The organism is Pseudomonas sp. YNh (assembly GCF_037993085.1).
Taxonomy (GTDB): domain Bacteria; phylum Pseudomonadota; class Gammaproteobacteria; order Pseudomonadales; family Pseudomonadaceae; genus Aquipseudomonas; species Aquipseudomonas putida.
The window spans coordinates 48,548-69,916 of record NZ_JBBMRJ010000020.1 but is presented as its reverse complement, the minus strand read 5'-3'; the positions used below and the strand labels follow the sequence as shown (position 1 = coordinate 69,916).

Here is a 21,369-nt window from a genome sequence, read left to right as displayed (position 1 = left end):
CTTCATACTAAAATCCAGGAGCCTATATGAGTGATATCGTTCGCATCGAAACTGACCCGCGCCGTAGCCGGGTCGTTATTTATAATGGTGTGATTTATGTCGGCGGGATGACCGCCGATGACCGCACTCAAGATATCGCCGGCCAAACACGCGATACATTGGCGAAAATTGAAGCTTATCTTGAGAAGGCGGGCTCAGACAAAAGCCGGGTGCTGACAGCGCAAATCTGGATCAAAGACCTGGCCCGTGACTTCGACAGCATGAATGAGGTCTGGAACGCCTGGACCGCACCGGGTTGCGCCCCCACGCGCGCCACCGCCCAGTGCGACATGGGCGCGCCGGATGTGCTGGTCGAGATCATCGTGACCGCCGCGGTTGCTGAGTAAGCCGCCTCGCAGTACTACAGCTAAACCGGTCTGTACGGTGTTCACGGCACCGCGCAATGTGATGAGGCGTTTCAACTACAGCTTCTGACTGGCGTGAGCGCGCGCACCGGCGCAAGGTGCGCCGCTGCGCCCACGGCTTACCAATCAGCCGGGGGGATACTGGGGCCAGGCAGAAAATCTGTACCTGGGTTTCCTGCCCAAGAGGTACAGCGTAAACCCGACCGTTTGGTGCAATAGGCGGGAAGTATTGCCCGTTACCGAGGTGACGAAATTCCATGCTTGTGCTCCGGATAGATGAGGTCGCTAGACACTCTCCGGTAACTTCCTGAAAACCCAAGGTCAGCTGTTGTCAGCGAGTCGGCGCACGAGTTTATCTTGTTGGGCAAGCTAGCTCGCCACATGGCGTGCGTGCATGTAGCTGATCTAAACGCTTCGGCGTTTTGCTCACTTTCGCTAGGGTGCCGAAACTGGCAGCCCTTCCGAAGTCATCCCATGACCTCACAGGCTTGGGAAAATACTGCGTATCGCAGCGGTAGGGTGCCCTGCCGTTGGATTTGGATCAGCGCCCGCTGCCAAAAGAGGCAGCGGGCAGTTTGCTGCAGGTAGCTGGCCGTACCGCTGAAGACTCAGTCGTCGCCACGCTTTTTGTCCAGACGCGCTGCGACCATGTAGCCAATAGCGCCTGCGATGGTCAGCGCACTGACGACGGCAAGCACGGCATATACAAGCAGCTCAAAACGATCCATGCCCTTACTCCTTTGATTTGAGGTCTAAAGGTTAAGGGCTTTTGATCGAATCCCAAATCTACTGTGTGACGGCTTTGCGCCCGGTGCCTGCAGGCTCTTTCCGCATGTAGGCCCTGGCACCGACGTACGCATCAGTTTCCCAAATATGCAAATGCCCTAACTCGTAGGCGACGTCATTCCGAGCCTCCAGATCCTCATCGTCGGGTGCTTTTCCTCCAAGAATCGGGGCGTGGTGACCAGACGACCGCTGGTAGAGCTCGCAGGCATATGCTGCGCGACAGTCATCAATGTTTAGTCCGTGAGAAAGTAAAAGCTCTTGCGCTGCAGGTAGGTTCTTTGATTTCCATGTACGCCAAGCTGCAGGCTTCGGGCGCCTGCTGCCATGTCGTTTTTGAAATGCTGCGGCCTTATCCAGAATGACAATTTGCTCAGGATCAGAAATATTAATGATCCGATGCTCACGCTTATCTTTGCTGAACGCATAAAAGATGTTTTCCGCCTCGGCTTCTTTATGAGCATCTTCTGCGTCGAAGAAAAAAGCGTCTAGCATTGACATGCCGAGGTATCGAACCAATCTGATCAATGTTGCTAGCTGCTCTGAGTGGAGAGTCTGAATATCTACCATCGCGGCTTCAAACCTAGTTCGGTCAAGACCGCGAGGTACCGTAATCCGTGCATGGCTTGGAAAGCCAAGCCGGCTACCAGCATCAGCCGCTGAGCCCTTCCAGCGTCCATCACTTGCGAAGCTCATTACTGAATGTACAGTCTCAAGCAGAGCGATTACGTTTTGCTGCGGAAGGTTCCCTTGGTATGCCTGGATGTACAGCTCTTCCCCGTACTCCCTCACAAGTTTTTTATTGACGAATTCCAGGATATCCACCTCATGAGAGTCCCTGGCATAAACACAGAACTGCGCCCATTGCTGGTCGTGGATCATGGCCTCGTGTTGCCCAAGTAGCCCGCGTCGGACTGCCTCCCCGAGTACCGCCGAGCCGGCCTTGGTCAAGTCCCGATCAAAATGTGAGTGGAAACTCTGCTTCATGGGTCATTTCTCCATTCAGCTCAGGTGCTGAGCTGCTAAAGGAAATGTTGAGCGAGAAAAAATATCCTGGGCTTCGTTTTCGGTTGCATTTAGCGCCTGAAATTGACGAGCGCATCCATCCCGTAAACGGTCGTTTATGGCACACCTATTCCAAATGATCTTTTGAACTTGGGATTTACCGCTTTCCTGTCACTTTTCCTGTACCGAAATCAGTGTGAGAAAAACGTATGGGAAAGCGGATTGGGTATGCCCGAGTGTCGACTGATGATCAGAACCTCGACCTGCAGCGAGATGCACTTGCTCTGGCTGGGTGCTCAACAGTCTACGAGGAGACCATGAGCGGCAAGTCGGCGGACAGGCCGGAGCTTGGGCATTGCCTAACAGCTCTGCGTAGTGGTGACACTCTGGTTGTCTGGCGACTGGACCGTCTCGGTCGTTCTCTGCCTGACTTGGTTGGGATTGTCAGTAGCTTGGAGCGGGAAGGGGTGGCCTTCGAATCCATGACCGAACGAATCGAAACCACCAGCGCTGCCGGTAAGCTGATCTTTCACGTGTTCGCTGCCCTGGCGGAGTTCGAGCGCAACCTCATTCGAGAGCGAACTCGCGCAGGGCTGGCTGCGGCTCGTGCCCGTGGGAGAAACGGTGGACGCAAGCCTGCGCTGGATGATCGTCAGGTACGTGAGATACGAGCTCTTCTCAGAGATCCTGAGATACAGGTGACCGATGTTGCCCGACGGTATGGCGTTTCTCGAACAACGCTTTACCGCTACGTCGGTTCGCAGAAATCATCTGCGGTCGTTTAAGTGGTGGTGGTATTTTCCGCTGAAGTTGCCCAGATAATTTTGGGCGCTATGACTTGGCAGGCAAGTGACGGATGTTTCCGGCGCACTACGTGTGCCGGACTACCACTGAATAAAAATAGGGAGTTTTCATGTCGGTGTATTTTTCTGTGAAGGGATGCGTTGGTACCTTGCTGTTGGTTGCGCTAGTTGGGTGCTCCAGTACCCCGAGGGTCACGTTGCCAGAACCTAAAAATGTTCCTCGCGAGAAATGGTCCGATGCCATGCTGGTTCTGGAAGCCATGCGCATCGATGGTCAGCGCGATATTCCAAGGGAAATGGTCGGGAACGAGGTAAATAACTTGAGCGCGCTGGGGACTTCGGGAGGCTCTGGAGGTCTGGCGACGGCAGGTTTGGGATACGTGTCACCTCCAACTGGTTTTAGCAGCGCAGGAGCAGCCTCTCTTGGCGTCGGGTTGTTCTTGCTGGGTGGTGGCAGCGCTGGCCCTGTCTATCATTACCAGGTTGCTGCGTGGGTGCCTGAGGAACTCGCGTCTAACCCAAAGGAGGCATCTGCGTTGGTCAGGTTGGCCTGGCTGGATGCGAGAGAAAAATACTTCGGTGGGAAAATCTCAAAGTTGCGTCATGAGCCGGCTAAGTACGCTGACGGATCAGGCAAGAAATACGACAGGCTTGCAGATTTGGCTGCTGGGAACCCTGCACCGTTCGACGCTCCGGCGAGCGCTGCGCCAGCATTCATTTCGGCCGAGAAAGCCTACGGCCCGATTTTCCTGACCGATCCCTCAGGCGAACTATTTGCTGACGCTAGCAGAGCTGATAAGGACGGCATGGATGCGCTGGCGGGTATTGCTCGTCACCTGCCCGAATGGATCTATGCATACTACCCTGGACGGAATTGGCCTAAGGACTTCCGACCTGCCGCTATTTACAACAAGAACGGCAATCTCTATTTCATTGGGAAGTAGTTCGTGGTCGACCTGTGCGCCTGGCGTGCTGGGGTTTTATCTGCGGAATCAGTCATACAGACTCTCTCGCGAGTCGAAGGCGTTCAATAAAAACGAAGATGCTCAACACGAGTATTGAGCACCTTCGACGTGCGTTGAGCGCCTTCAGGGAGCGGTGGGAAGCTCCCATGCCCATCCGCCCTGCATACCTGTTTTGTGTGAACGTATACCTAGCTGTTTCTGGGCTCTGCGAAGTGACGCCGAAGAAATGCAACGTTCTTCAGCTAAAGCCATCAACGCATTGATTGCAACAGGCCCAGCTTGCAACGTCTCCTCAAGAAAGCTACGCGCTTCTTGAGTAGCTGATGCGGGTCTGGCGTCACCCGCTTGCTCGATCGCAGCGAGAATGGCTTCAGCGCTACCATCGATGGCCTCTCCCCATCGGATGCAGGTTGTCTCCAACTGCTCGTCTATAACGATGGGCTCAACGAAATACTCGATTCCTCCGTTATCAATCGAAACGTTGGACTTGGCTCGGACAAGCACCCTGGCTTCTGAATTTTGATCCTTCTCTGCCACCAGTACAGTGCGAGCGAGCGCGGAGAATGCCTGGCTGCCGATTACACGATTAGCGGCGGAGGACTGGGCCGTACCTTTGCTCAGGTGAGATATGCCGAGGACAGCGCAACAATGCCGCTCTGCAAAATCCACTACCATTTGTAGCCCTTGCCGAACCTCGTTTGCTCGGTGCATATCTCCACGAATAAGATTGATCAGTGGATCGAAAATCAGCAATGAAACGCCGTCAATACGTGCGGCTGCCTCATTCAAAAGGGCAAAGTTGGCTGCAGGATCAAACTGTCGCCTGTTCCCGCGCTGATCACTTAGCCCTTCGATTATGTGCACGCGGGTTAGGTCTGCATCTGCAGCCGTAAGGCGGGGAATGATCGTGTCAGCGATACCATCCTCGCCGCTCCAGATTACGATGTTGCCTGCTGCCTCACATTTGCTGCCGTCTGGCCAGTCACCACCTCTGCTGAGCGTGGCGGCCAGCGAGATTGCCAGCGTGGTTTTGCCGCATCCACCTGCACCGGCAAGAATGGATAACTTTGCCTTTGGCAGCCAGCCTGGCCAAATCCACTGGGTTTTTTCCGCTGGGATATCGACCGCTGCTGTGAGTTCTATCATCCAGCCCGGTTGTTGAGGTGTTCGGCGCTGCATTACAGCGCCTCCCTTTGCCGAATCCAAGCTTGGACTTCGCTATTACGCCAACCGACGCTGGAGCCGCACAAAAGGCGCTGTCGCGGGAAAAGGCCTTCCGAAATTTTCCGATAGATCGTTGAACGTTTTAGGCCGACGATTGCCTCGACATCGCGCAAACGAAGAATTTTGTCATCGTCGCTGACATCGTCAGGGTTGCTAACGTGCATTGACATAGGTTTGAGTCCTAGGTTCTGAAGCGTGGGGCAGCGTCCTCCGGCACTACTGCTAAAAAGGGTAAAAGACGGATATCGGCTGGCTACATAGCGAGCAGGGGCATTTGCCACACGCATAGGTATATGCGCGTTTCCGAGATTGATGTTCGGTAGCGTCGGAGGTCGTTGTGGGCTACAGAAGTTCTAGGGCCCTAAGGCTTCTAGTGGCAGAACGGACTGAGAATGTCCTCGCCAGATACGCAAATCAACCAATGGCAGTTGATGCGGCCCGTTCAGCGGATGCGAACGAGGCGAAAGTTTTTAACATCGTTACCAGGGCGACGTGGCGGACCGTTGCGGATCGATATGGATCGCTTGGGACGAACACTATTTAACATGAGAGTGCCGGGCTGGCAATCAGCAGGTGCTCTGCCTTGGTTGGGAAAGGGTGGCCCAACCAAGGCAATAGTTGACTGAGTGCTCAGCGTTTTATCGGACTCAACTAGTCATCTGTACCGATATCGAGTTTGGGCAATCCCTTGACGATTTTCTGGGTTTCCAAGCTCACGGTGACCACGCGCTGGAACAGCTCCAGAGGGTATTTGGGGTTGCCCATGGTTTCGGTTGCCCAGTCGTTGGCGTCGTTGACGATGCCGCTGGCTTTGTCGGTGCGCACGGCTTGGCGTTCCATTACCCAATCCAGCGCAGCTTTGCCGTTGACCACGTAATCCCAAGCCACCTCGGGGATGCCCTTGAGGGTGATACGGGGGTTATAGATGACTGTGGTTTTGTCGCCCTTCTTGGCGAACTTCATCTTCTCCACTCGGTAGTCGGCATCGGCCAGCGTGCCCTTGGCCTCGATGGTCAACGGGTACGGCTCGACAGTTTCGTAGTTCAGGTGGAGGTCAGCCAGGGCGCGGCCTGCTTTGCTGAAAGCCCAGAAGTCGGCGGCCTTCTTCACAGCCGGGATGCGCGGCAGCTCTTTGCTCAGGTTGTCGGCAAAGCGCTCGCGGTAGTCTGGGGAGTGCAGGATGCCGTAGACGTAGTAGAACAGGTCTTCTTTGCTGATCTGCTCGCCGGGGTAGGTGGTATTGAAGTGTGCAAGGCCGGCATCGGTGATGGCATCGCGCCGGCGCAGCCCGGCTTCAGTGGGCTCGGAAAAGAGATCTTTTTTCGAGGCCTGTGCGGTTTCGTCGTAGAGGTACAGGGGGAAGCACTGCGAACCCTCAATATCCACGAAGTGAAGGCTTGGTACATGGCGAGAAATCAAGGCGCTAAATGCAACCTTTTCACCTGTGGCAGAAACGCCGATCACCAAATTCTCAGCCACGGCATCGGGAAAAATGCGCGGCATCTGGTAAACCATCTCGTTGAATCGACGGTTGAAGTACAACCATTGCTTGGTGAAAGGGCGATAAAGTGCAGTCACCAAGCAGTCGACCTCGAAGGCATAGCTGCGATCTTTGCCAAGATCCTGCTTCAGTGCGCGAGTCCAACTGATGCGTGTCGGATCGGTGTCAATAAATCCATCCACCTGAGCCTGACGGCCCTTGGTATCCAGCCCCGGATGCGCCGCATTGAAGCGCTTTACTTCAGCGTTGTAGAAACCAATCATGCCTTCCATATTGGTCGCTAATTTGGCTTTGCAGGAATTGAAGGCCCAAGCATCACGCTGAGTTTTCACGCCATTGGAGTAGTTGTCGAACAGTGTAAGTGCGCTTTTGTCGTCCTTTTCGCCCAATACAATGAACTGGTTAAAGCTGTCGTCACGCTGCTTAACCCAGTCCCCGTGCTCATCCGGGGTGATCGGCTGCCACTGCTCGATGCCGGCCACGCTGCTAAAGCCGGCGATCTTCTTCAGCTTTTCCTCACGGCTGAGGTAGTCGCCTATGTCGTTGAAATTAATCTGGCCATAAGCCTCTGCGTTAGGATTCTTGACCAATAGGGAGATGGCAATAGGCGCTCGACTACCCATGCCAAACACGTTGTCCTTTTCCTTCCGGCGTGTTTCACCTGATGTGCGGGCGTTCCCGCGCAGATGGAACACATACAGGCTGGAAAACTCATCAGTTAGGCACTTCCGCAGTCCGTCAGTAGTGCTGGCATCGACAAAGCCGGCGTTGGTAACAAAGCCGATGATCCCGGCATCACCGATACGATCGCTGGCCCATCGGATGGCGCGAATGTAGCTGTCATACAGCGAGTTCTTGTTGGTTGCTTCAGAACGCGCTCCGTATGTATCACGAATGCGTGCGTCCAATGATGGATAGGGCACATTGGCATTGTTGGCATTGGCATCTCCTTGACCAACCGAATACGGCGGATTACCCACAATCACCCGTATATCCAAATCCTTCTGGCGCTGACGCCGGGCGCTGTTGTCCTCCAGCAGCGCGCTTACCAAATCGTCCTTTTCGTACATCTGGAAGGTGTCGGTCAGGCAGATACCTTCAAACGGGGTGTATTCGTCAATCACTTCGCCGTGGTATGCCGCTTCGATATTGATGGCCGCGATGTAGTAGGCCAGCAGTACCAGCTCGTTGGCGTGAATCTCGTGTCTGTATTTGTGCGGCAGCTCGTCCGGCTTGATCAGGCCTGACTGGATCAGGCGGGTGATAAAGGTACCGGTGCCGGTGAACGGGTCAATGATGTGGACGCCCTTGCTGCCCAAGGTCTGGCTGAACTCCTGCTGCAGCAGGTGATTGACGCTGTGCAGAATAAAGTCCACGACCTCAACCGGGGTGTAAACGATCCCTAGGCGCTCAGTCATCTTGGGGAAGGCATTGCGGAAAAACTTGTCGTACAGCTCGACGATGATCTTCTGCTTGCCTTGGGCATTGTTGATGCCGGCAGCGCGTTGCCGCACGCTGGCGTAGAACTTATCTAGGGTATCGGCTTCCTTGGCCAGGTGATGTTCATGAAGCGCGTCCAGTACGCCTTGCATGGCCTTGGACATGGGGTTGTGGCTGGCGAAGCTGTACTCATCGAACAGCGCGTCGAACACTGGCTTGGTTACCAGGTGCTGGGCGAGCATTTCGACAATCTCGCCATCGCTGATGCTGTCGTTGAGGTCGTCGCGCAGCTCGGTGGCGAAGGCATTGAATGCGGTCTTTTCCTGGATGTTGGCAGGGTTCTCCAGGATGCCCTGAATGCGGTCGATATGGGTGCGGGCGATCTTGGCGATGTCGTTGGCCCAGTCTTCCCAGTGGTGGCGGTTACCGCACTTGTCAACGATCTTGGCGTAGATGGCCTTCTCGATTTCCCCCACCTCATAGGCCAGCTCGGCCTGCTGGGTCATCTGACCCTCGACATCGTACTTAGCGCGTTTCTCACCAATGCCGTATTGGCCTTTGCCAGCCTGGCCGTTGCTCGTTCCGCTGTTTTTCTTGGTCTTTTTGTCGGCCTTGTCGGTGATGGCGATGACTTCCATCTTGCGCGGGTCAGAGCCGATCAGGTCGAGCTTGTTGACCATGGCGTCGAAGCTGTCGTCGTGCGAGCGCAGGGCCTGAAGCACCTGCCAGACAACTTTGTAGGTCTGGTTGTCATTGAGCGCTTCGTGGGGCTCCATGCCGGCCGGAATGACCACGGGCAGCACCACATAGCCACGCTTCTTACCCGGTGCGTTGCGCATTACCCGGCCAACGGATTGCACCACGTCCACCTGGGAATTACGCGGGGTGAGGAAGAGAACGGCGTCCAGCGCTGGTACGTCCACACCTTCAGACAGGCAACGTACGTTGCTGAGGATGCGGCAGGTATTGGCTGGCGGTTCTTCTTTGAGCCAGTTGAGCTTGGCTTCTTTGGCACTAGCATTCATGCCGCCATCGACGTGTGCGGCTTCGCAGATGATGCGTGAGTCCTCATCGATATTTTCGGAGTCTTGATAAGCTTCCACCACCGACTGGAACATGCTGGCGATGTTGATCGAGCTGACCTTGTGCTTGGTGCCCTTGTAATTGGGCGAGATGACCTGGCAGAAAGCTACAGCGCGCCTCATGGGCTGATCATCACCCACCAAGTTTTCGGCCAATCCCTGCTTGGCCAGCGCCTTCCAGCAACCGACTATCTTGGCGGCATCGTCTACCTTGAGCTGGTTGTTCTCGTCCTTCAGCATCTCCTGAAGGCGGCGGCTGATTGTGCTTTCCTCGACGGTGAGTACTAGCACCTTGTAATCGGTGAGCAGGCCGCGCTGGACGGCCTCGGAGAAGTTGATGACGAACAGCTCTTTGCCGTAGAGCGCTTCGTCATCCATTGAGCACAGGGTGACTTCGCCGGACTCGGCCTTGAGCTTGGCGTTGTCACCGTAGATGCGCGGCGTGGCGGTCATGTACAGACGTTTGGTGGCGCGGATGTAGTCGGCATCATGAACGCGCACAAAGTTGCTTTCGTCATCGTCACCAAAGGTGGCACCCGTGGTGCGGTGCGCTTCGTCGCAGATCACCAGATCGAAAGCGGCCAGGCCATGATCAGCCTGGGCACGGCTGATCACATCGATGGAGTGATAGGTGGAGAACACCACGCTCATGTGTTCGGCATCGTGACGCTTGAGCATTTCTGCCGCGAGGCGATCTGCCTTGGTAGTGGCCGGGTATCGCAGTTCATGGGTGAACACCTGAACCGCGTCATCCTCTGCTTTTCGCTTCTTGCCTACGTCACTGTCGGAGCAGACGGCAAAGCTGTGGAGCGGGGTGGCGCTTTCCTGCGTCCATTCGGTTAGGGTCTGCGATAGCAGCGACAGGCTAGGCACCAGGAACAGTACACGCTTACCCTTGCCGGCCTGCTGTTCGGCAATTTTCAAGCTGGTGAAGGTCTTGCCGGTGCCGCAGGCCATGATTAGCTTGCCGCGTTCGGCGTCCTTGAGGCCAGCGGCCACGGCATTCAACGCGGTTTGCTGGTGCTCGCGCAGCTGCTTTTTGGCCTTGAGAGCGACTGCCTGATTGGGCTGGTACTTGGCCCAGTCTATCTGGCTGTCTTCCAGGGCTTGCAGGTCGATTTTACTGACCGGAGGCTGCTGACCCTGCAACGCGTCCTCGGCGTGCTCGCTCCAGTTGTTGGTGGTGGCGACGATGACGCGGTGCGAGAACGGCGCCTTGCCCGAGGCGGTGAAGAAACTGTCTATGTCCTTCTTCTGGACTTTGTAGTCCTCGGCGTACAGCTTGCACTGGATAGCGTGGTACTCGCCGGTGCCCTGGGTGCGAGCCACTAAATCAACGCCCGCATCCTTGCCACTGAGGCTTTGTTCCTTCGCCCACTCCGCATACGTCCATACTTTGTCGTAAAGGTCGCGGTAGGTGGCTTCGTTGCGGAGGTAAGTGCAAATCAGCTCTTCGAAGTAAGTACCTTTTTCGCGTTCGGTGACAGAAGCGCTGCGGTAGGTATTCAGCAAAGCTGATAAGGCTGACATCGGTAGGAATTCCTTTTGGATTGCGTCTGGCGCATTACAGGCGCCAAATCGGCGCAGTTTAGCAATTCAGCCAGTACTGGAGCGATAAGATAGTGCTCGTATTAGCTTGAGGGCTCGCTGACTGATGGGGGCGCTTGCATTCAGCGTTTTATCGAGTCCAAAAAGTCGGCCCAGATCTGCATCATTTCACGCCGCTCTGGCAAGAAGCTGGTTCGATCGTACGCGCGTCCCAGCGGATTTTTTACTGTGTGAGCAAGCTGATGCTCCAAGAGATCTGGGCGAAATCCCAGCACCTCCGCACCTATGGTTCTCGCTGTCGCACGAAAGCCGTGCCCAGTCATTTCGTCGCCGCTGATGTCCATGCGGCGTAATGCGCTGAGTACGGCATTGTTGGACATCGGCCGGTCGCCTCCTCGTGCCGAGGGGAAGGCGTATCGATGTCTGCCGGTGAGTGGTTTCAGCTCGCGCAGAACAGCGATTGCTTGCTGGCTCAGGGGAACCAAATGATCCGGACGATCCTGTTTGGTGGCAGTGAGCCCTTTCATCTTGTGGCCGGGAATCAACCACTCGCCCGCATCCAGATTGACCTCCGACCACTCCATGTGGCGCAGGTCACCGGGCCGGCAGAACAGCAATGGGGCCAGCTTGAGTGCACAACAAACAGGCATTGTCCCCGTGTAGCTATCCAGTGCTTTGAGCAGTGCCCCGAGTTTTTCAGGATCGGTCACGGCAGCAAAGTGTTTCACCCGCTTGGCTGGGAGCGTACGTGAGAGATTGCCAATCTGGTTGGGCGGGGTGATACCGGCAGCTTCGGCGAACTCGAAAATCTGTTTGTAGATCTGGGCAACACGACGCGCCGTCTCGCGAGCGCCGCGCTTGATGATGCGCTGCAGGTTTTCGACCAGCATGGGCGTGCTGATGCTGCTGATCGGGAGTTTTCCCAGCCAGGGGTAGGCATTGAGCTCAAGGCGCTGCCGCACCGTGCGGGTATATTCCGGATCCCAGGTTGACTCGCGAATAGTGAGCCATTGCTTTGCGACCGACTCAAAGGTGTGTTGGTGATCGAGCTGGCTGACCACCTTGGCCATGCGTCTTTGCAGCGAAGGGTCTTGGCCGCCGGCAAGCTGAACGCGAGCATCATCACGCTTGCGCCGGGCCTCCTGCAGGCCGACCTCAGGATAAACACCAAGCGCTAAGCGCTTTTCCTTTCCCAGAAAGCGGTACTTCAAGCGCCAGTAACGACCTCCGTTGGGCTGCACTTCCAGGTACAAGCCCTGTTCGTCATACAGGCGGTACGGCTTGTCCTGGGGCTTGGCGTTGCGGCAGTTGGTGTCTTTCAAGGGCATTGGGGGCACATCCTCTCCGAACGAGCAGATGAGCGTTTTATGCCCCCATATGTGCCCCCGTCAATCGTGGGATGCCCTGGGATAAGGTGGGAAAACGCGGGCAATAAAAAAGCCGTAAAGCTTTGATTTCTCTAGGCTTTACGGCTTTTCTGGGTCTTCCTGGGAAGAAAAATTGGTGGAGCCGGGGGGATTTGAACCCCCGTCCGCCAGTACTCCGCTGTCGGTACTACATGCGTAGCCGTGTCTACTGATTTAATCCGCAGCCGCCCGACGGGCAGGGTGCTTTGGATGAGTTGTGTAAGTTTTAGTCACTTCGCCCACAACGTGCTACGCGACGATCCTGTTCTGTATGACAATCAGTTCGGGTTTACAGGCATCCCCTAGTGATTGCTGGAGCCGAAGCTACCAGAAGCAAAGGTCACTTACGCTGCGAGAGCGTAGGTTTCCTCGCCGTAGGTTTCGTCATTGGCAACTATAGAAAGTTGCAACAGTGGATTTACGAGTTCTGTTACCAACTCGGCATGCACCTAGAGTTTCGCTACCGGCGTCGAATCCTAATCGGCCCCACACTAGCGTTACGCTAACGCACCTTACGGCACGTGGGACGGAGTATACGCCATTGAGCGGGCGACGTCGACAGCTGGTCCTGTCGCCCGCATCAAGGCTCACGCGCCGCCGCCGCCGCTGCCGGAGCTGCTGCCTTTTTCGGTTTTTTCCAGGCGCTCCAGCACTTTGCTGGTGATGGCGATGCATTCCTTGGTGTCGCCCGAAGCCTGGGCGGCCTTGGCTTTGTCGACGTGCTCGGTGAGGGCCTTGTCCAGGCCTTCGGAGGTGGCGCCGGCGGTGGCCATGCTGTCGTCGATCTTTTGCAGGTTGGTGGTGCAGAGGTCATCGGCGGCAAACACCGGCGAAGCCAGCAGGGTGGCGGCCGCGAACAGGGCCGAAAGCGCGGTACCTTTCATGGGTGTCTCCTCTGGGGCCTCTGGAAGGTGGGCCTGTAGGGTGGACTGTGGGGGATTGGCGGGGGTTCAATCGGGATGGCGGCGGGGCGATATTGAGGTGGGGGATGGCACCGGCTTTGCCGGTGTTCGCGGCTGAAGCCGCTCCCACAGGGATCGTGCTTGGCTCGGGGATGCGCTGTACCTGTGGGAGCGGCCTTGTGTCGCGAAAGGGCTGCAGGGCAGCCCCCGATCTATGCAGCACTGCTGAGAACCTGGGGCCGCTTTGCGGCCCGATCGCGACACAGGGCCGCTCCTGCAAAGGTGAAGGTGTCTGCCTTTAGATGCTGCGTGGGCGGGTGACGCGGTCTACCAGGTAGACCAGGCCATGGTAGTCAATGCCGCTGTGACTCGACAGGCCTATCTCGCAGGTGCGGCTGGTGGAGATGCCTTCGCTGCAATACTGCACCGCATCCTTCAGGCTGCGCAGCGAGTGGGCGTTGAGCTCGGGGGTGGTGAAGCCTTTGTCACCGGCAAACCCGCAGCAATGGATGCCTTCGGGGATTACCACCTGTTTGCTGCAACGCCGGGCCAGGTCGATCAGGGCCTGGCTTTCGCCCAGGTGCTGGGTGCTGCAGGTCACGTGCACGGCCACCGGCTCGTCTTGGGGGGTGAACTCCAGGCGGTCGAGCAGGTGGGTGCGGATGAAGCGCACCGGGTCGTACAGGTCGAGGCGGGTTTCGCCCAGGTCTTGCACCAGGCGCAGGGTGCAGGGGCTGGTGTCGCAGTAGATCGGGTCCAGGCCGCCGCGGCTGGCGTGCAGCAGGGCGGCGATCAGTTCCTGGCGCTTGTGCTCGGCCTGTTCGGGGTAACCCTTGGAGGCGAAGGGCTGGCCGCAGCACAGGCTGTCGGCGTTGTCGGGGAACACCACCTGGTAGCCGGCCTTTTCCAGCAGGCTGCGGGTTTTGTCTAGCAGCGAACTTTGCTCGCGGTCGGCGTAGGCCGGGCCCATGACACGTGAAACGCAGGCGGCCAGGTACACCACGCGGGGGCGGGCGTCGTTGCTGGCCGGGCCGAAGCTGATCGGGCGCAGGGGTTGTGGCATGGCCGGTGTCCACTGCGGCAGGCGGCCTTTGCTGGCGTTGCTCAGCGAGGTGCTCAGGCGGCCCAGGCGCGGGGCGCCGAGCAGCTTGCGTGCAGTGTTGGCGGCCGTGAGGGTAAGGCGGGCGCCACCCAGTGCGGTGTGGAAGTGCTCGGCTAGCCAGTCGGCGGTCTTGGTGTGTTCGGCGGCCTGGCTGCGCAGCTTTTTCACCAGTTCGCCGGTGTTGATTCCGACGGGGCAGCGCTGGGCGCATAGGCCAGTGGCTGCGCAGGTGTCGAGGCCTTGGTACTGGTAGGTCTGCATCAGTTCGCGGGTATCGATGCCGGCGCGTTGCTTGGCCTGGATGTCCCGCCACATGACGATGCGCTGGCGCGGGCTGAGGGTAAGCCCTTTGGACGGGCACACCGGTTCGCAGAAGCCGCATTCGATGCACTTGTCGACGATTTCGTCGGCGGCTGGCAGCGGCTTCAGGTTTTTCAGGTGGATATCAGGGTCTTCGCTCAGCACCACGTCGGGGTTGAGGATGCCGTTGGGGTCGAGCAGGCGCTTGAGCTTCCACATCAACTGGTAGGCGTCATGGCCCCATTCCAGTTCCACGAACGGTGCCATGTTGCGCCCGGTGCCGTGCTCGGCTTTCAACGAGCCGCCAAACTCCACCGCCACCAGTTGCGCCACGTCGTCCATGAAGGCCTGGTAACGGGCGACTTCTGCAGCGCTGTTGAAGCCTTGGGTGAAGACGAAATGCAGGTTGCCTTCCAGCGCGTGGCCAAAAATGATCGCTTCGTCGTAGCGGTGCTTGTCGAACAGCAGGATCAGGCGGTTGACGCCTTCGGCCAGTTGCTCGACGGGGAAGGTCACGTCTTCGATGATCACCGTGGTGCCGGTCTGGCGCACGGCGCCGACGGCGGGGAAGGTGTCCTTGCGGATTTTCCACAGCTGGTTGTAAACGGCTGGGGCTTCGCTGAAGTCCACTTGCTGTTCCAGCGGGAAGTCGGCAATCGAGGCCATCACCTGGCGCAGTTGCTCGTGCAGCAGGCTCTGGCTGGCGGCGCGGGACTCGATCAGCAGGGCGCAGGCATTGTCCGACAGGCCTTTTACCCACAGCGGCATGCCGGGCATGTTCTGGACCGAGCGCAGGCTGCGGCGGTCGAGCAGTTCCACGGCCGAGACTGGCTGCTGCTTGAGCACGGGCACCGCGCGGCAGCAGCTTTCGACGCTGGGGAACACCAGCAAGGCGCTGGCCTTGTGCGGGTGGTCGGGCACGGTGTCGTAGGTGACGGCGCTGATGAAGCCCAGCGTGCCTTCGGAACCGACCAGCAGGTGCTGCAGGATGTCCAGCGGCTGGTCGTAGTCCACCAGTGCGTTCAGCGACAGGCCGGTGGTGTTCTTCAGCCGGTATTTGTGCCGGATGCGCTCGGCCAGCGCGGTGTTGGCGCGGGTCTCGCGGGCCAGGTGGGCCAGCGATTCCAGCAGCTCGGCGTGGCTGCGTTCAAAGGCGGCAACGCTGGCCGGGTCTTCGCTGTCGAGGCGGGTGCCGTCGGCCAGCACCAGGCGCAGGCCGGCCAGGGTGTGGTAGGTGTTCTGCGCGGTGCCGCAGCACATGCCGCTGGCGTTGTTGGCAACGATGCCGCCAATCTTGCAGGCGTTGATCGACGCAGGGTCGGGGCCGATCTTGCGCCCGAAGGGGGCCAGCCAGGCGTTGGCCTGGGCGCCGATCACGCCCGGTTGCAGGCGGATCTGCTCGCCCTGGCCACGGATTTCGCGGCCGTTCCAGTTATCGCCAAGCACGATCAGCACCGAGTCGGTGATGGCCTGGCCAGACAGGCTGGTGCCGGCTGCGCGGAAGGTGACCGGCACCCGCTCGCGCTGGGCCAGTTTGATCAGGCCGACCACTTCGTCCTCGGACTCGACGCGCACCACCAGCTTTGGGATCAGCCGGTAGAAGCTGGCGTCGGTGCCGAAGGCCAGGGTGGACGTGGGGTCGTCGAAGCGGCGTTCGGCGGGTATCAGGCGCTCGGCATCACGCAGGAACGCGGCGGGCAAGCTCATGCAGTCTCCTCGCGGGGCCGTGGCGTCTGTGCGCCACATGCCCCGGGTCAATCAGGCGGTGTTTCTTGCAGGCGGTCAGGCGCCCAGTTCGCGTACCAACGAGTCGCGGGTGATCTCGCTGATCGACTTGGCGCCGGTCAGCACCATCGCCACGCGCATTTCCTTCTCGAACAGCTCCAGCAGGTTCTTCACCCCGGCCTCGCCGTGCACGGCAAGGGCGTAGAGGAAGGCGCGGCCGATCAGGACGGTGTCGGCACCCAGGGCGATCATGCGCACCACGTCGAGGCCACTGCGGATGCCGGAGTCGGCCAGAATTTTCAGGTCGCCTTTGACGGCGTCGGCGATGGCCGGCAGGGCGCGGGCGCTGGACAGCACGCCATCGAGCTGGCGGCCGCCGTGGTTGGACACCACGATGCCGTCGGCGCCGAACTTGACCGCGTCGCGGGCGTCATCGGCATCGAGAATGCCCTTGATGATCATCGGGCCGTCCCAGTACTCGCGGATCCACTCCAGGTCTTTCCAGGAGATGGACGGGTCGAAGTTGTTGCCCAGCCAGCCGATGTAGTCGGCCAGGCCGGTGGGGTTGCCCCGGTACCTGGAGATGTTGCCCAGGTCGTGCGGGCGGCCCATCACGCCGACATCCCACGCCCACTCGGGGTGGGTCATGGCTTGCAGTACACGGCGGAGCGGGCCGTTGCGGCCGCTCATGCCCGAGTGGGCATCGCGGTAGCGGGCGCCGGGTACAGGCATGTCGACGGTGAACACCAGGGTCTTGACCCCGGCGGCCTTGGCCCGCTCCAGGGCGTTGCGCATGAAGCCGCGGTCCTTGAGCACGTACAGCTGGAACCACATCGGCCGGTTGATCGCCGGGGCCACTTCTTCGATCGGGCACACCGACACGGTAGACATGGTGAACGGGATGCCATGGGCCGCGGCTGCACGCGCCGCCTGCACTTCGCCACGGCGCGCGTACATGCCGGTGAGGCCGACCGGGGCCAAGGCCACCGGCATGCTCAGGGTTTCGTCGAACAGCTTGGTTTCCAGGCTGAGCTCGGACATGTTGTTCAGCACGCGCTGGCGCAGGGCAATGCCGGCCAGGTCCGACACGTTGTGGCGCAGGGTGTGCTCGGCGTAGGCGCCGCCGTCGGCGTAGTGGAACAGGAAGGGAGGCAGCTTGCGTTGGGCCGCGGCGCGATAGTCGGTAGAGGCAGAAATGATCATGGATTCTCGCAGCGTTGCTTGTGGGGAGTGCCGGGCGCGCAATGGCGCCCGGCCCCTTTCACTTTAGTGATGAACCAGCATGCCGGTCAGCCAGTAAGCCTGGACCAGGGTGATCAGGCCCACGATGGTGGCAAAGAACAGGCTGTGCTTGACGGTGAAACGGAACAGGTCGGATTCCTTGCCCACCAGGCCGGTGGCAGCGCAGGCCACGGCGATGGACTGTGGCGAGATCATCTTGCCGGTCACGCCGCCGCTGGTGTTGGCCGCTACCAGCAGGGTGTCGTTTACCCCGATCTGGTGAGCAGTGGTGGCCTGCAGCGAGCTGAACAGGGCGTTGGACGAAGTGTCCGAGCCGGTCAGGAATACGCCCAGCCAGCCAAGGAACGGCGAGAAGAACGGGAACGCGGCACCGGTGCCGGCCAGTACCAGGGCCATGGTCGAGGACATGCCCGAGTAGTTGGTGACGAAGGCGAAGGCCAGCACCATGCCGATCGACAGGATGGGCCAGCGAAGCTCCCAGAAAGTCTCTTTGAAAGTGGTCAGACCAGTTTTGAAGTTGATCTTCAGCACTGCCATGGAAATCAGCGCCGAGAGGAAGATCGCGGTGCCGGTGGCGGAGATCGGGTCAAGCTTGAACACCGCTGGCATGGCAGTGGGCGCGGCAACGATCGGTGCGGTCTTGATCACCAACTGGTCGAGGTGCGGGATGGCGAAGTTGAAGACGAAGTTGTACATGGCACCGCCCGGGGCGAACGCTGCCTTGAACGGCTTCAGGGTCCAGATGGTGACCAGTACGGTCAGGATCAGGAACGGCGACCAGGCCTTGAAGATTTCGCCAAAGCTGTAAGGGCTAGGCTGGCTGCCACTTGGCTGCACAACGGCTGCGCCGACGCTGCCTTTGGCTTCGCTGAACGAACGCTTTGGCTGCCAGACTTTCAGGAACAGGGTAAGGCAGATAAGGCTGGCCAGTGCCGAGGTGATGTCGGGCAGTTCCGGGCCGATGAAGTTCGACGTGAAGTACTGGGTAACGGCGAAGCTCAGGCCGGCGACCAGGGCGGCAGGCCAGGTTTCCTTCACGCCGCGCAGGCCGTCCATCATGAACACCAGCCAGAACGGCACGAACAACGACAGCAGCGGCAGTTGGCGGCCGGTCATCGCGCCGATGTGGAAGGCGTCGATGCCGGTGACCTGGCCGGCCACGATGATCGGAATGCCCAGGGCACCGAATGCCACCGGTGCGGTGTTGGCGATCAGGCACAGGCCGGCGGCGTATAGCGGGTTGAAGCCCAGGCCCACCAGCAGTGCGGCAGTGATTGCCACAGGGGCGCCGAAGCCCGCCGCGCCTTCCAGGAAGGCACCGAAGCAGAAGCCGATCAGCAGCACTTGCAGGCGCTGGTCGTCGGTAATCGACAGCACCGAGCTGCGGATCACTTCGAACTGGCCACTCTTGACCGTGAGTTTGTACAGGAACACCGCGGCAACGATGATCCAGGCAATCGGCCAGAGGCCGTAGAGGAACCCATAACCCGCGGCAGCGAGGGCCATGTCGACAGGCATCTGGAATGCGAAGATCGCCACCAGGATCGACAGCGCGAGGGTGATGCTGCCCGCTACGTGGCCTTTCAGGCGGAACACGGCGAGGGCAAGGAAGAAGAACACGATAGGGATGACTGCCGCCAGTGCGGACAGGCCAAGACTACCAAGCGGGCTATAGAGTTGTTGCCAGGTTTGCATATGGGGTGGCCCCTAATTGTTGTTGGTCAGCACTGGCATTGGATAATTGGTAAGACCAATTTACAATGGCTGGTCGCTAGGTTAAAAGCGCTGTCGTGGGTGTGTCAATTTGTCCTGTGCAAAACTTTGGTCGCGTGCCGATGAGCGGGCGCCTGATGCGCTGGGAAAATCGCGGCTTGATGGGTGTTTGCGCGGCCTGGATCGGCGAGAATAGGCGCCCCTGAAATTTGCCGGGGGTTTGTGGAGAGCATGTGATGGTTTTTGATCAGGTCCGCCAACGGCGCCTGTCCGACGACATCGTCGATCGGTTGGAAGGGATGATTCTGGAAGGCACGCTGACCTCGGGGCAGCGGCTGCCGGCCGAACGCGCCCTCGCCGAGCAGTTCGGCGTGTCCCGCCCGTCACTGCGTGAGGCGATCCAGAAGCTGGTGGCCAAGGGGCTGCTGGTCAGCCGCCAGGGCGGCGGCAATTTTGTTGCCGAGTCACTGGGCTCTACATTCAGCGACCCATTGCTGCAGTTGCTCGAGCACAGTGCCGAGGCGCAGCGCGACCTCCTTGAATTTCGCCATACCCTGGAGGCGTCGTGTGCCTATTACGCCGCCCAGCGTGCCACCGAGCCGGACCGGGCACGCCTGAAGGCGGCCTTCGATGCGTTGCAGGACTGCTACACCCGGGTCGATGAAGTCACTCGGGCGGAGGAGGGGGTGGCCGATGCGCGTTTCCACCTGGCGATTGCCGAGGCCAGCCATAACGCGGTGCTGCTGCACACCATTCGTGGTTTGTTCGACCTGCTCAAGCGCAACGTGGTGACCAATATTGGTGGCATGTACCAGCAACGGACCGAGACCCGGGACATGCTGATCAGCCAGCACCGGGAGCTGTACCTGGCGATTGTCGAGGGCAGGGCGGAGGATGCGCGGGAGGTGTCCAGCCGGCACATTCTGTATGTGCAGGAGGTGCTGCAAGAGGCACACGAAGAGGCGCAGCGGGTGGCCCGGGCAGAGCGGCGCAGCGGGCGCTGAGATCGGTGCTGGATTCTTCGCGGGCACGCCCGCTCCCACAGGATGGGCGCCGGGTTTGAACCTGGCGCCGGTCCCTATGGGAACAGGCTAAAGACCGATTAGTCTTCCTTGCCCTTGTTCCGCACGACCCGCTGCAGCTCGCGGTTGGAATCGCGTTCGCGCACGGTGTCGCGCTTGTCGTATTCCTTCTTGCCCTTGCCCAGCGCAATTTCGCACTTGATCAGGTGCTTGCTCCAGTACAGCGACAACGCCACGCAGGTGTAGCCCTTTTGCGCTACAGCCGCTTCCAGCCGCTCGAGCTCGCGCTTGTTCAGCAGCAGCTTGCGGGTGCGGATGGGGTCGGCGATGACGTGGGTGCTGGCAGTGGTCAGCGGGGTGATGTGGCTGCCGAACAGCCAGGCTTCACCGTCCTTGAGCAGCACGTAACTGTCAACGAGGTGCGCCTTGCCAGCTCGCAGGCTTTTTACTTCCCAGCCGGACAGGACCAGCCCGGCCTCGAACTTGTGTTCGATGAAGTAATCGTGTCGCGCTTTTTTATTTTGCGCGATGGTCCCGGTCGGATGTTTTTTTTGCTTAGCCATAGGGGCGGCATTATAGGCAAGTCCGTGCGTCGTCCGCTATGGGATTTCGGTGTGCTTGAGCCACTGCAATGAATACCGGACAATACGGGCCTGTCTTGGTGACAGAACCTGTTTTCGGCACGCTGCGAAGCGCCGCCACCCAGCCTTGGAAGTGACGCCTGGATGACTACCCATATTCAACGCTCCGCCCTGCTGCCATACCCCGCCCAGGCGCTCTACGATCTGGTCAACGATGTGGCCAGCTACCCAGAGTTTCTGCCGTGGTGCTCGGCCTCGACGGTGATCGACGCCAGCGACACGCACATGCACGCCAAGCTCGAGGTGGCCAAGGGCGGCATGAGCCAGTACTTCGTCACGCGTAACGTGCTGGTGCCGGGGCAGTCTATCGAGATGAACCTTGAGGAGGGGCCGTTCACGCAGTTGCATGGCGTGTGGGTGTTCAAGCCGCTGGGTGAAAAGGCCTGCAAGATCAGCCTGGACCTGTCTTTCGATTATGCCGGGCCGATTGTGCGCGCCACCTTGGGCCCGCTGTTCAATCAGGCGGCCAACACGCTGGTCGATGCTTTCTGCCAGCGTGCCAAGCAACTGCATGCCTGACAGATACGGCGAAAACAAAAAGCCCGGACCAGGTCCGGGCTT

At 59.2% G+C, this 21,369-nt stretch carries 15 protein-coding genes and 1 other RNA gene; 5 read left to right on the top strand and 11 right to left on the bottom strand.

The features are described from left to right. The first annotated feature begins 26 nt into the window (after nt 1–26). Nucleotides 27–386 (top strand): RidA family protein, encoded by a 360-nt coding sequence (locus tag WF331_RS19830; RefSeq protein WP_009681604.1) that lies wholly within the window; start codon nt 27–29, stop codon nt 384–386. Between the two features lie 804 nt (nt 387–1,190). Here WF331_RS19830 and WF331_RS19825 read toward each other — a convergent pair. After that, entirely contained in the window at nt 1,191–2,174 is a 984-nt protein-coding gene (locus tag WF331_RS19825; RefSeq protein ID WP_054904418.1) for a hypothetical protein, read from the bottom strand. Between the two features lie 227 nt (nt 2,175–2,401). On the opposite strand from WF331_RS19825, the gene WF331_RS19820 reads away from it, so the two are divergent. Then, entirely contained in the window at nt 2,402–2,977 is a 576-nt protein-coding gene (locus tag WF331_RS19820) for a recombinase family protein (protein WP_274119153.1), read from the top strand. A 128-nt stretch (nt 2,978–3,105) separates the two neighbouring features. Next, entirely contained in the window at nt 3,106–3,939 is an 834-nt protein-coding gene (locus WF331_RS19815; protein ID WP_340623230.1) for a hypothetical protein, read from the top strand. A 144-nt stretch (nt 3,940–4,083) separates the two neighbouring features. On the opposite strand, the gene WF331_RS19810 is transcribed toward WF331_RS19815, so the two are convergent. The 9 genes from WF331_RS19810 to WF331_RS19770 form a co-directional block, all read right to left on the bottom strand. After that, nucleotides 4,084–5,139 carry an AAA family ATPase gene (locus WF331_RS19810; RefSeq protein ID WP_274119154.1) on the bottom strand — a complete coding sequence of 352 codons (1,056 nt, stop codon included), beginning with the start codon at nt 5,137–5,139 and terminating at the stop codon, nt 4,084–4,086. Beyond that, nucleotides 5,139–5,348: a helix-turn-helix transcriptional regulator gene (locus tag WF331_RS19805; RefSeq protein WP_256207019.1), complete on the bottom strand. Its 210-nt coding sequence runs from the start codon at nt 5,346–5,348 to the stop codon at nt 5,139–5,141. The genes WF331_RS19810 and WF331_RS19805 overlap by 1 nt, the downstream gene beginning before the upstream one ends. Nucleotides 5,349–5,835: 487 nt before the next feature. Next, nucleotides 5,836–10,737, bottom strand: coding sequence for a DEAD/DEAH box helicase (locus WF331_RS19800; protein ID WP_340623229.1), 4,902 nt, complete (start codon nt 10,735–10,737; stop codon nt 5,836–5,838). A 140-nt stretch (nt 10,738–10,877) separates the two neighbouring features. Then, on the bottom strand, nt 10,878–12,083 hold the full coding sequence (locus tag WF331_RS19795) for a tyrosine-type recombinase/integrase (protein ID WP_340623228.1): 1,206 nt from the start codon (nt 12,081–12,083) through the stop codon (nt 10,878–10,880). Between the two features lie 173 nt (nt 12,084–12,256). Then, nucleotides 12,257–12,649, bottom strand: a transfer-messenger RNA (tmRNA) gene (gene ssrA / locus WF331_RS19790). Between the two features lie 99 nt (nt 12,650–12,748). After that, entirely contained in the window at nt 12,749–13,045 is a 297-nt protein-coding gene (locus WF331_RS19785; protein ID WP_016501659.1) for a hypothetical protein, read from the bottom strand. A 316-nt stretch (nt 13,046–13,361) separates the two neighbouring features. Further along, nucleotides 13,362–16,172 (bottom strand): FAD-binding and (Fe-S)-binding domain-containing protein, encoded by a 2,811-nt coding sequence (locus tag WF331_RS19780; RefSeq protein ID WP_016501658.1) that lies wholly within the window; start codon nt 16,170–16,172, stop codon nt 13,362–13,364. Between the two features lie 75 nt (nt 16,173–16,247). After that, entirely contained in the window at nt 16,248–17,393 is a 1,146-nt protein-coding gene (lldD, locus tag WF331_RS19775) for an FMN-dependent L-lactate dehydrogenase LldD (RefSeq protein ID WP_016501657.1), read from the bottom strand. A 63-nt stretch (nt 17,394–17,456) separates the two neighbouring features. Further along, a complete protein-coding gene (locus WF331_RS19770) occupies nt 17,457–19,127 on the bottom strand; it encodes a lactate permease LctP family transporter (RefSeq protein WP_016489185.1) in 1,671 nt (556 codons plus the stop codon). Between the two features lie 254 nt (nt 19,128–19,381). Between WF331_RS19770 and WF331_RS19765 the strand changes: the two genes are divergently transcribed. Continuing rightward, nucleotides 19,382–20,149 carry an FCD domain-containing protein gene (locus tag WF331_RS19765; protein WP_016501656.1) on the top strand — a complete coding sequence of 256 codons (768 nt, stop codon included), beginning with the start codon at nt 19,382–19,384 and terminating at the stop codon, nt 20,147–20,149. 98 nt (nt 20,150–20,247) lie between these two features. Here the strand turns inward: WF331_RS19765 and smpB are convergent, their stop codons facing one another. Next, a complete protein-coding gene (gene smpB, locus WF331_RS19760; RefSeq protein WP_016501655.1) occupies nt 20,248–20,730 on the bottom strand; it encodes an SsrA-binding protein SmpB in 483 nt (160 codons plus the stop codon). A 162-nt stretch (nt 20,731–20,892) separates the two neighbouring features. Between smpB and WF331_RS19755 the strand changes: the two genes are divergently transcribed. Next, complete coding sequence (locus tag WF331_RS19755) at nt 20,893–21,327, top strand: type II toxin-antitoxin system RatA family toxin (RefSeq protein ID WP_016501654.1); 435 nt, start codon at nt 20,893–20,895, stop codon at nt 21,325–21,327. Nucleotides 21,328–21,369: the final 42 nt, after the last annotated feature.

What these genes read in the sequence shown, in the direction of transcription:
- WF331_RS19830 (WP_009681604.1), top strand. Translation starts at nt 27, where the DNA reads ATGAGTGATATCGTTCGCATCGAAACTGACCCGCGCCGTAGCCGGGTC.
- WF331_RS19825 (WP_054904418.1), bottom strand. Translation starts at nt 2,174, where the DNA reads ATGAAGCAGAGTTTCCACTCACATTTTGATCGGGACTTGACCAAGGCC.
- WF331_RS19820 (WP_274119153.1), top strand. Translation starts at nt 2,402, where the DNA reads ATGGGAAAGCGGATTGGGTATGCCCGAGTGTCGACTGATGATCAGAAC.
- WF331_RS19815 (WP_340623230.1), top strand. Translation starts at nt 3,106, where the DNA reads ATGTCGGTGTATTTTTCTGTGAAGGGATGCGTTGGTACCTTGCTGTTG.
- WF331_RS19810 (WP_274119154.1), bottom strand. Translation starts at nt 5,139, where the DNA reads ATGCAGCGCCGAACACCTCAACAACCGGGCTGGATGATAGAACTCACA.
- WF331_RS19805 (WP_256207019.1), bottom strand. Translation starts at nt 5,348, where the DNA reads ATGCACGTTAGCAACCCTGACGATGTCAGCGACGATGACAAAATTCTT.
- WF331_RS19800 (WP_340623229.1), bottom strand. Translation starts at nt 10,737, where the DNA reads ATGTCAGCCTTATCAGCTTTGCTGAATACCTACCGCAGCGCTTCTGTC.
- WF331_RS19795 (WP_340623228.1), bottom strand. Translation starts at nt 12,083, where the DNA reads ATGCCCTTGAAAGACACCAACTGCCGCAACGCCAAGCCCCAGGACAAG.
- WF331_RS19785 (WP_016501659.1), bottom strand. Translation starts at nt 13,045, where the DNA reads ATGAAAGGTACCGCGCTTTCGGCCCTGTTCGCGGCCGCCACCCTGCTG.
- WF331_RS19780 (WP_016501658.1), bottom strand. Translation starts at nt 16,172, where the DNA reads ATGAGCTTGCCCGCCGCGTTCCTGCGTGATGCCGAGCGCCTGATACCC.
- lldD (WP_016501657.1), bottom strand. Translation starts at nt 17,393, where the DNA reads ATGATCATTTCTGCCTCTACCGACTATCGCGCCGCGGCCCAACGCAAG.
- WF331_RS19770 (WP_016489185.1), bottom strand. Translation starts at nt 19,127, where the DNA reads ATGCAAACCTGGCAACAACTCTATAGCCCGCTTGGTAGTCTTGGCCTG.
- WF331_RS19765 (WP_016501656.1), top strand. Translation starts at nt 19,382, where the DNA reads ATGGTTTTTGATCAGGTCCGCCAACGGCGCCTGTCCGACGACATCGTC.
- smpB (WP_016501655.1), bottom strand. Translation starts at nt 20,730, where the DNA reads ATGGCTAAGCAAAAAAAACATCCGACCGGGACCATCGCGCAAAATAAA.
- WF331_RS19755 (WP_016501654.1), top strand. Translation starts at nt 20,893, where the DNA reads ATGACTACCCATATTCAACGCTCCGCCCTGCTGCCATACCCCGCCCAG.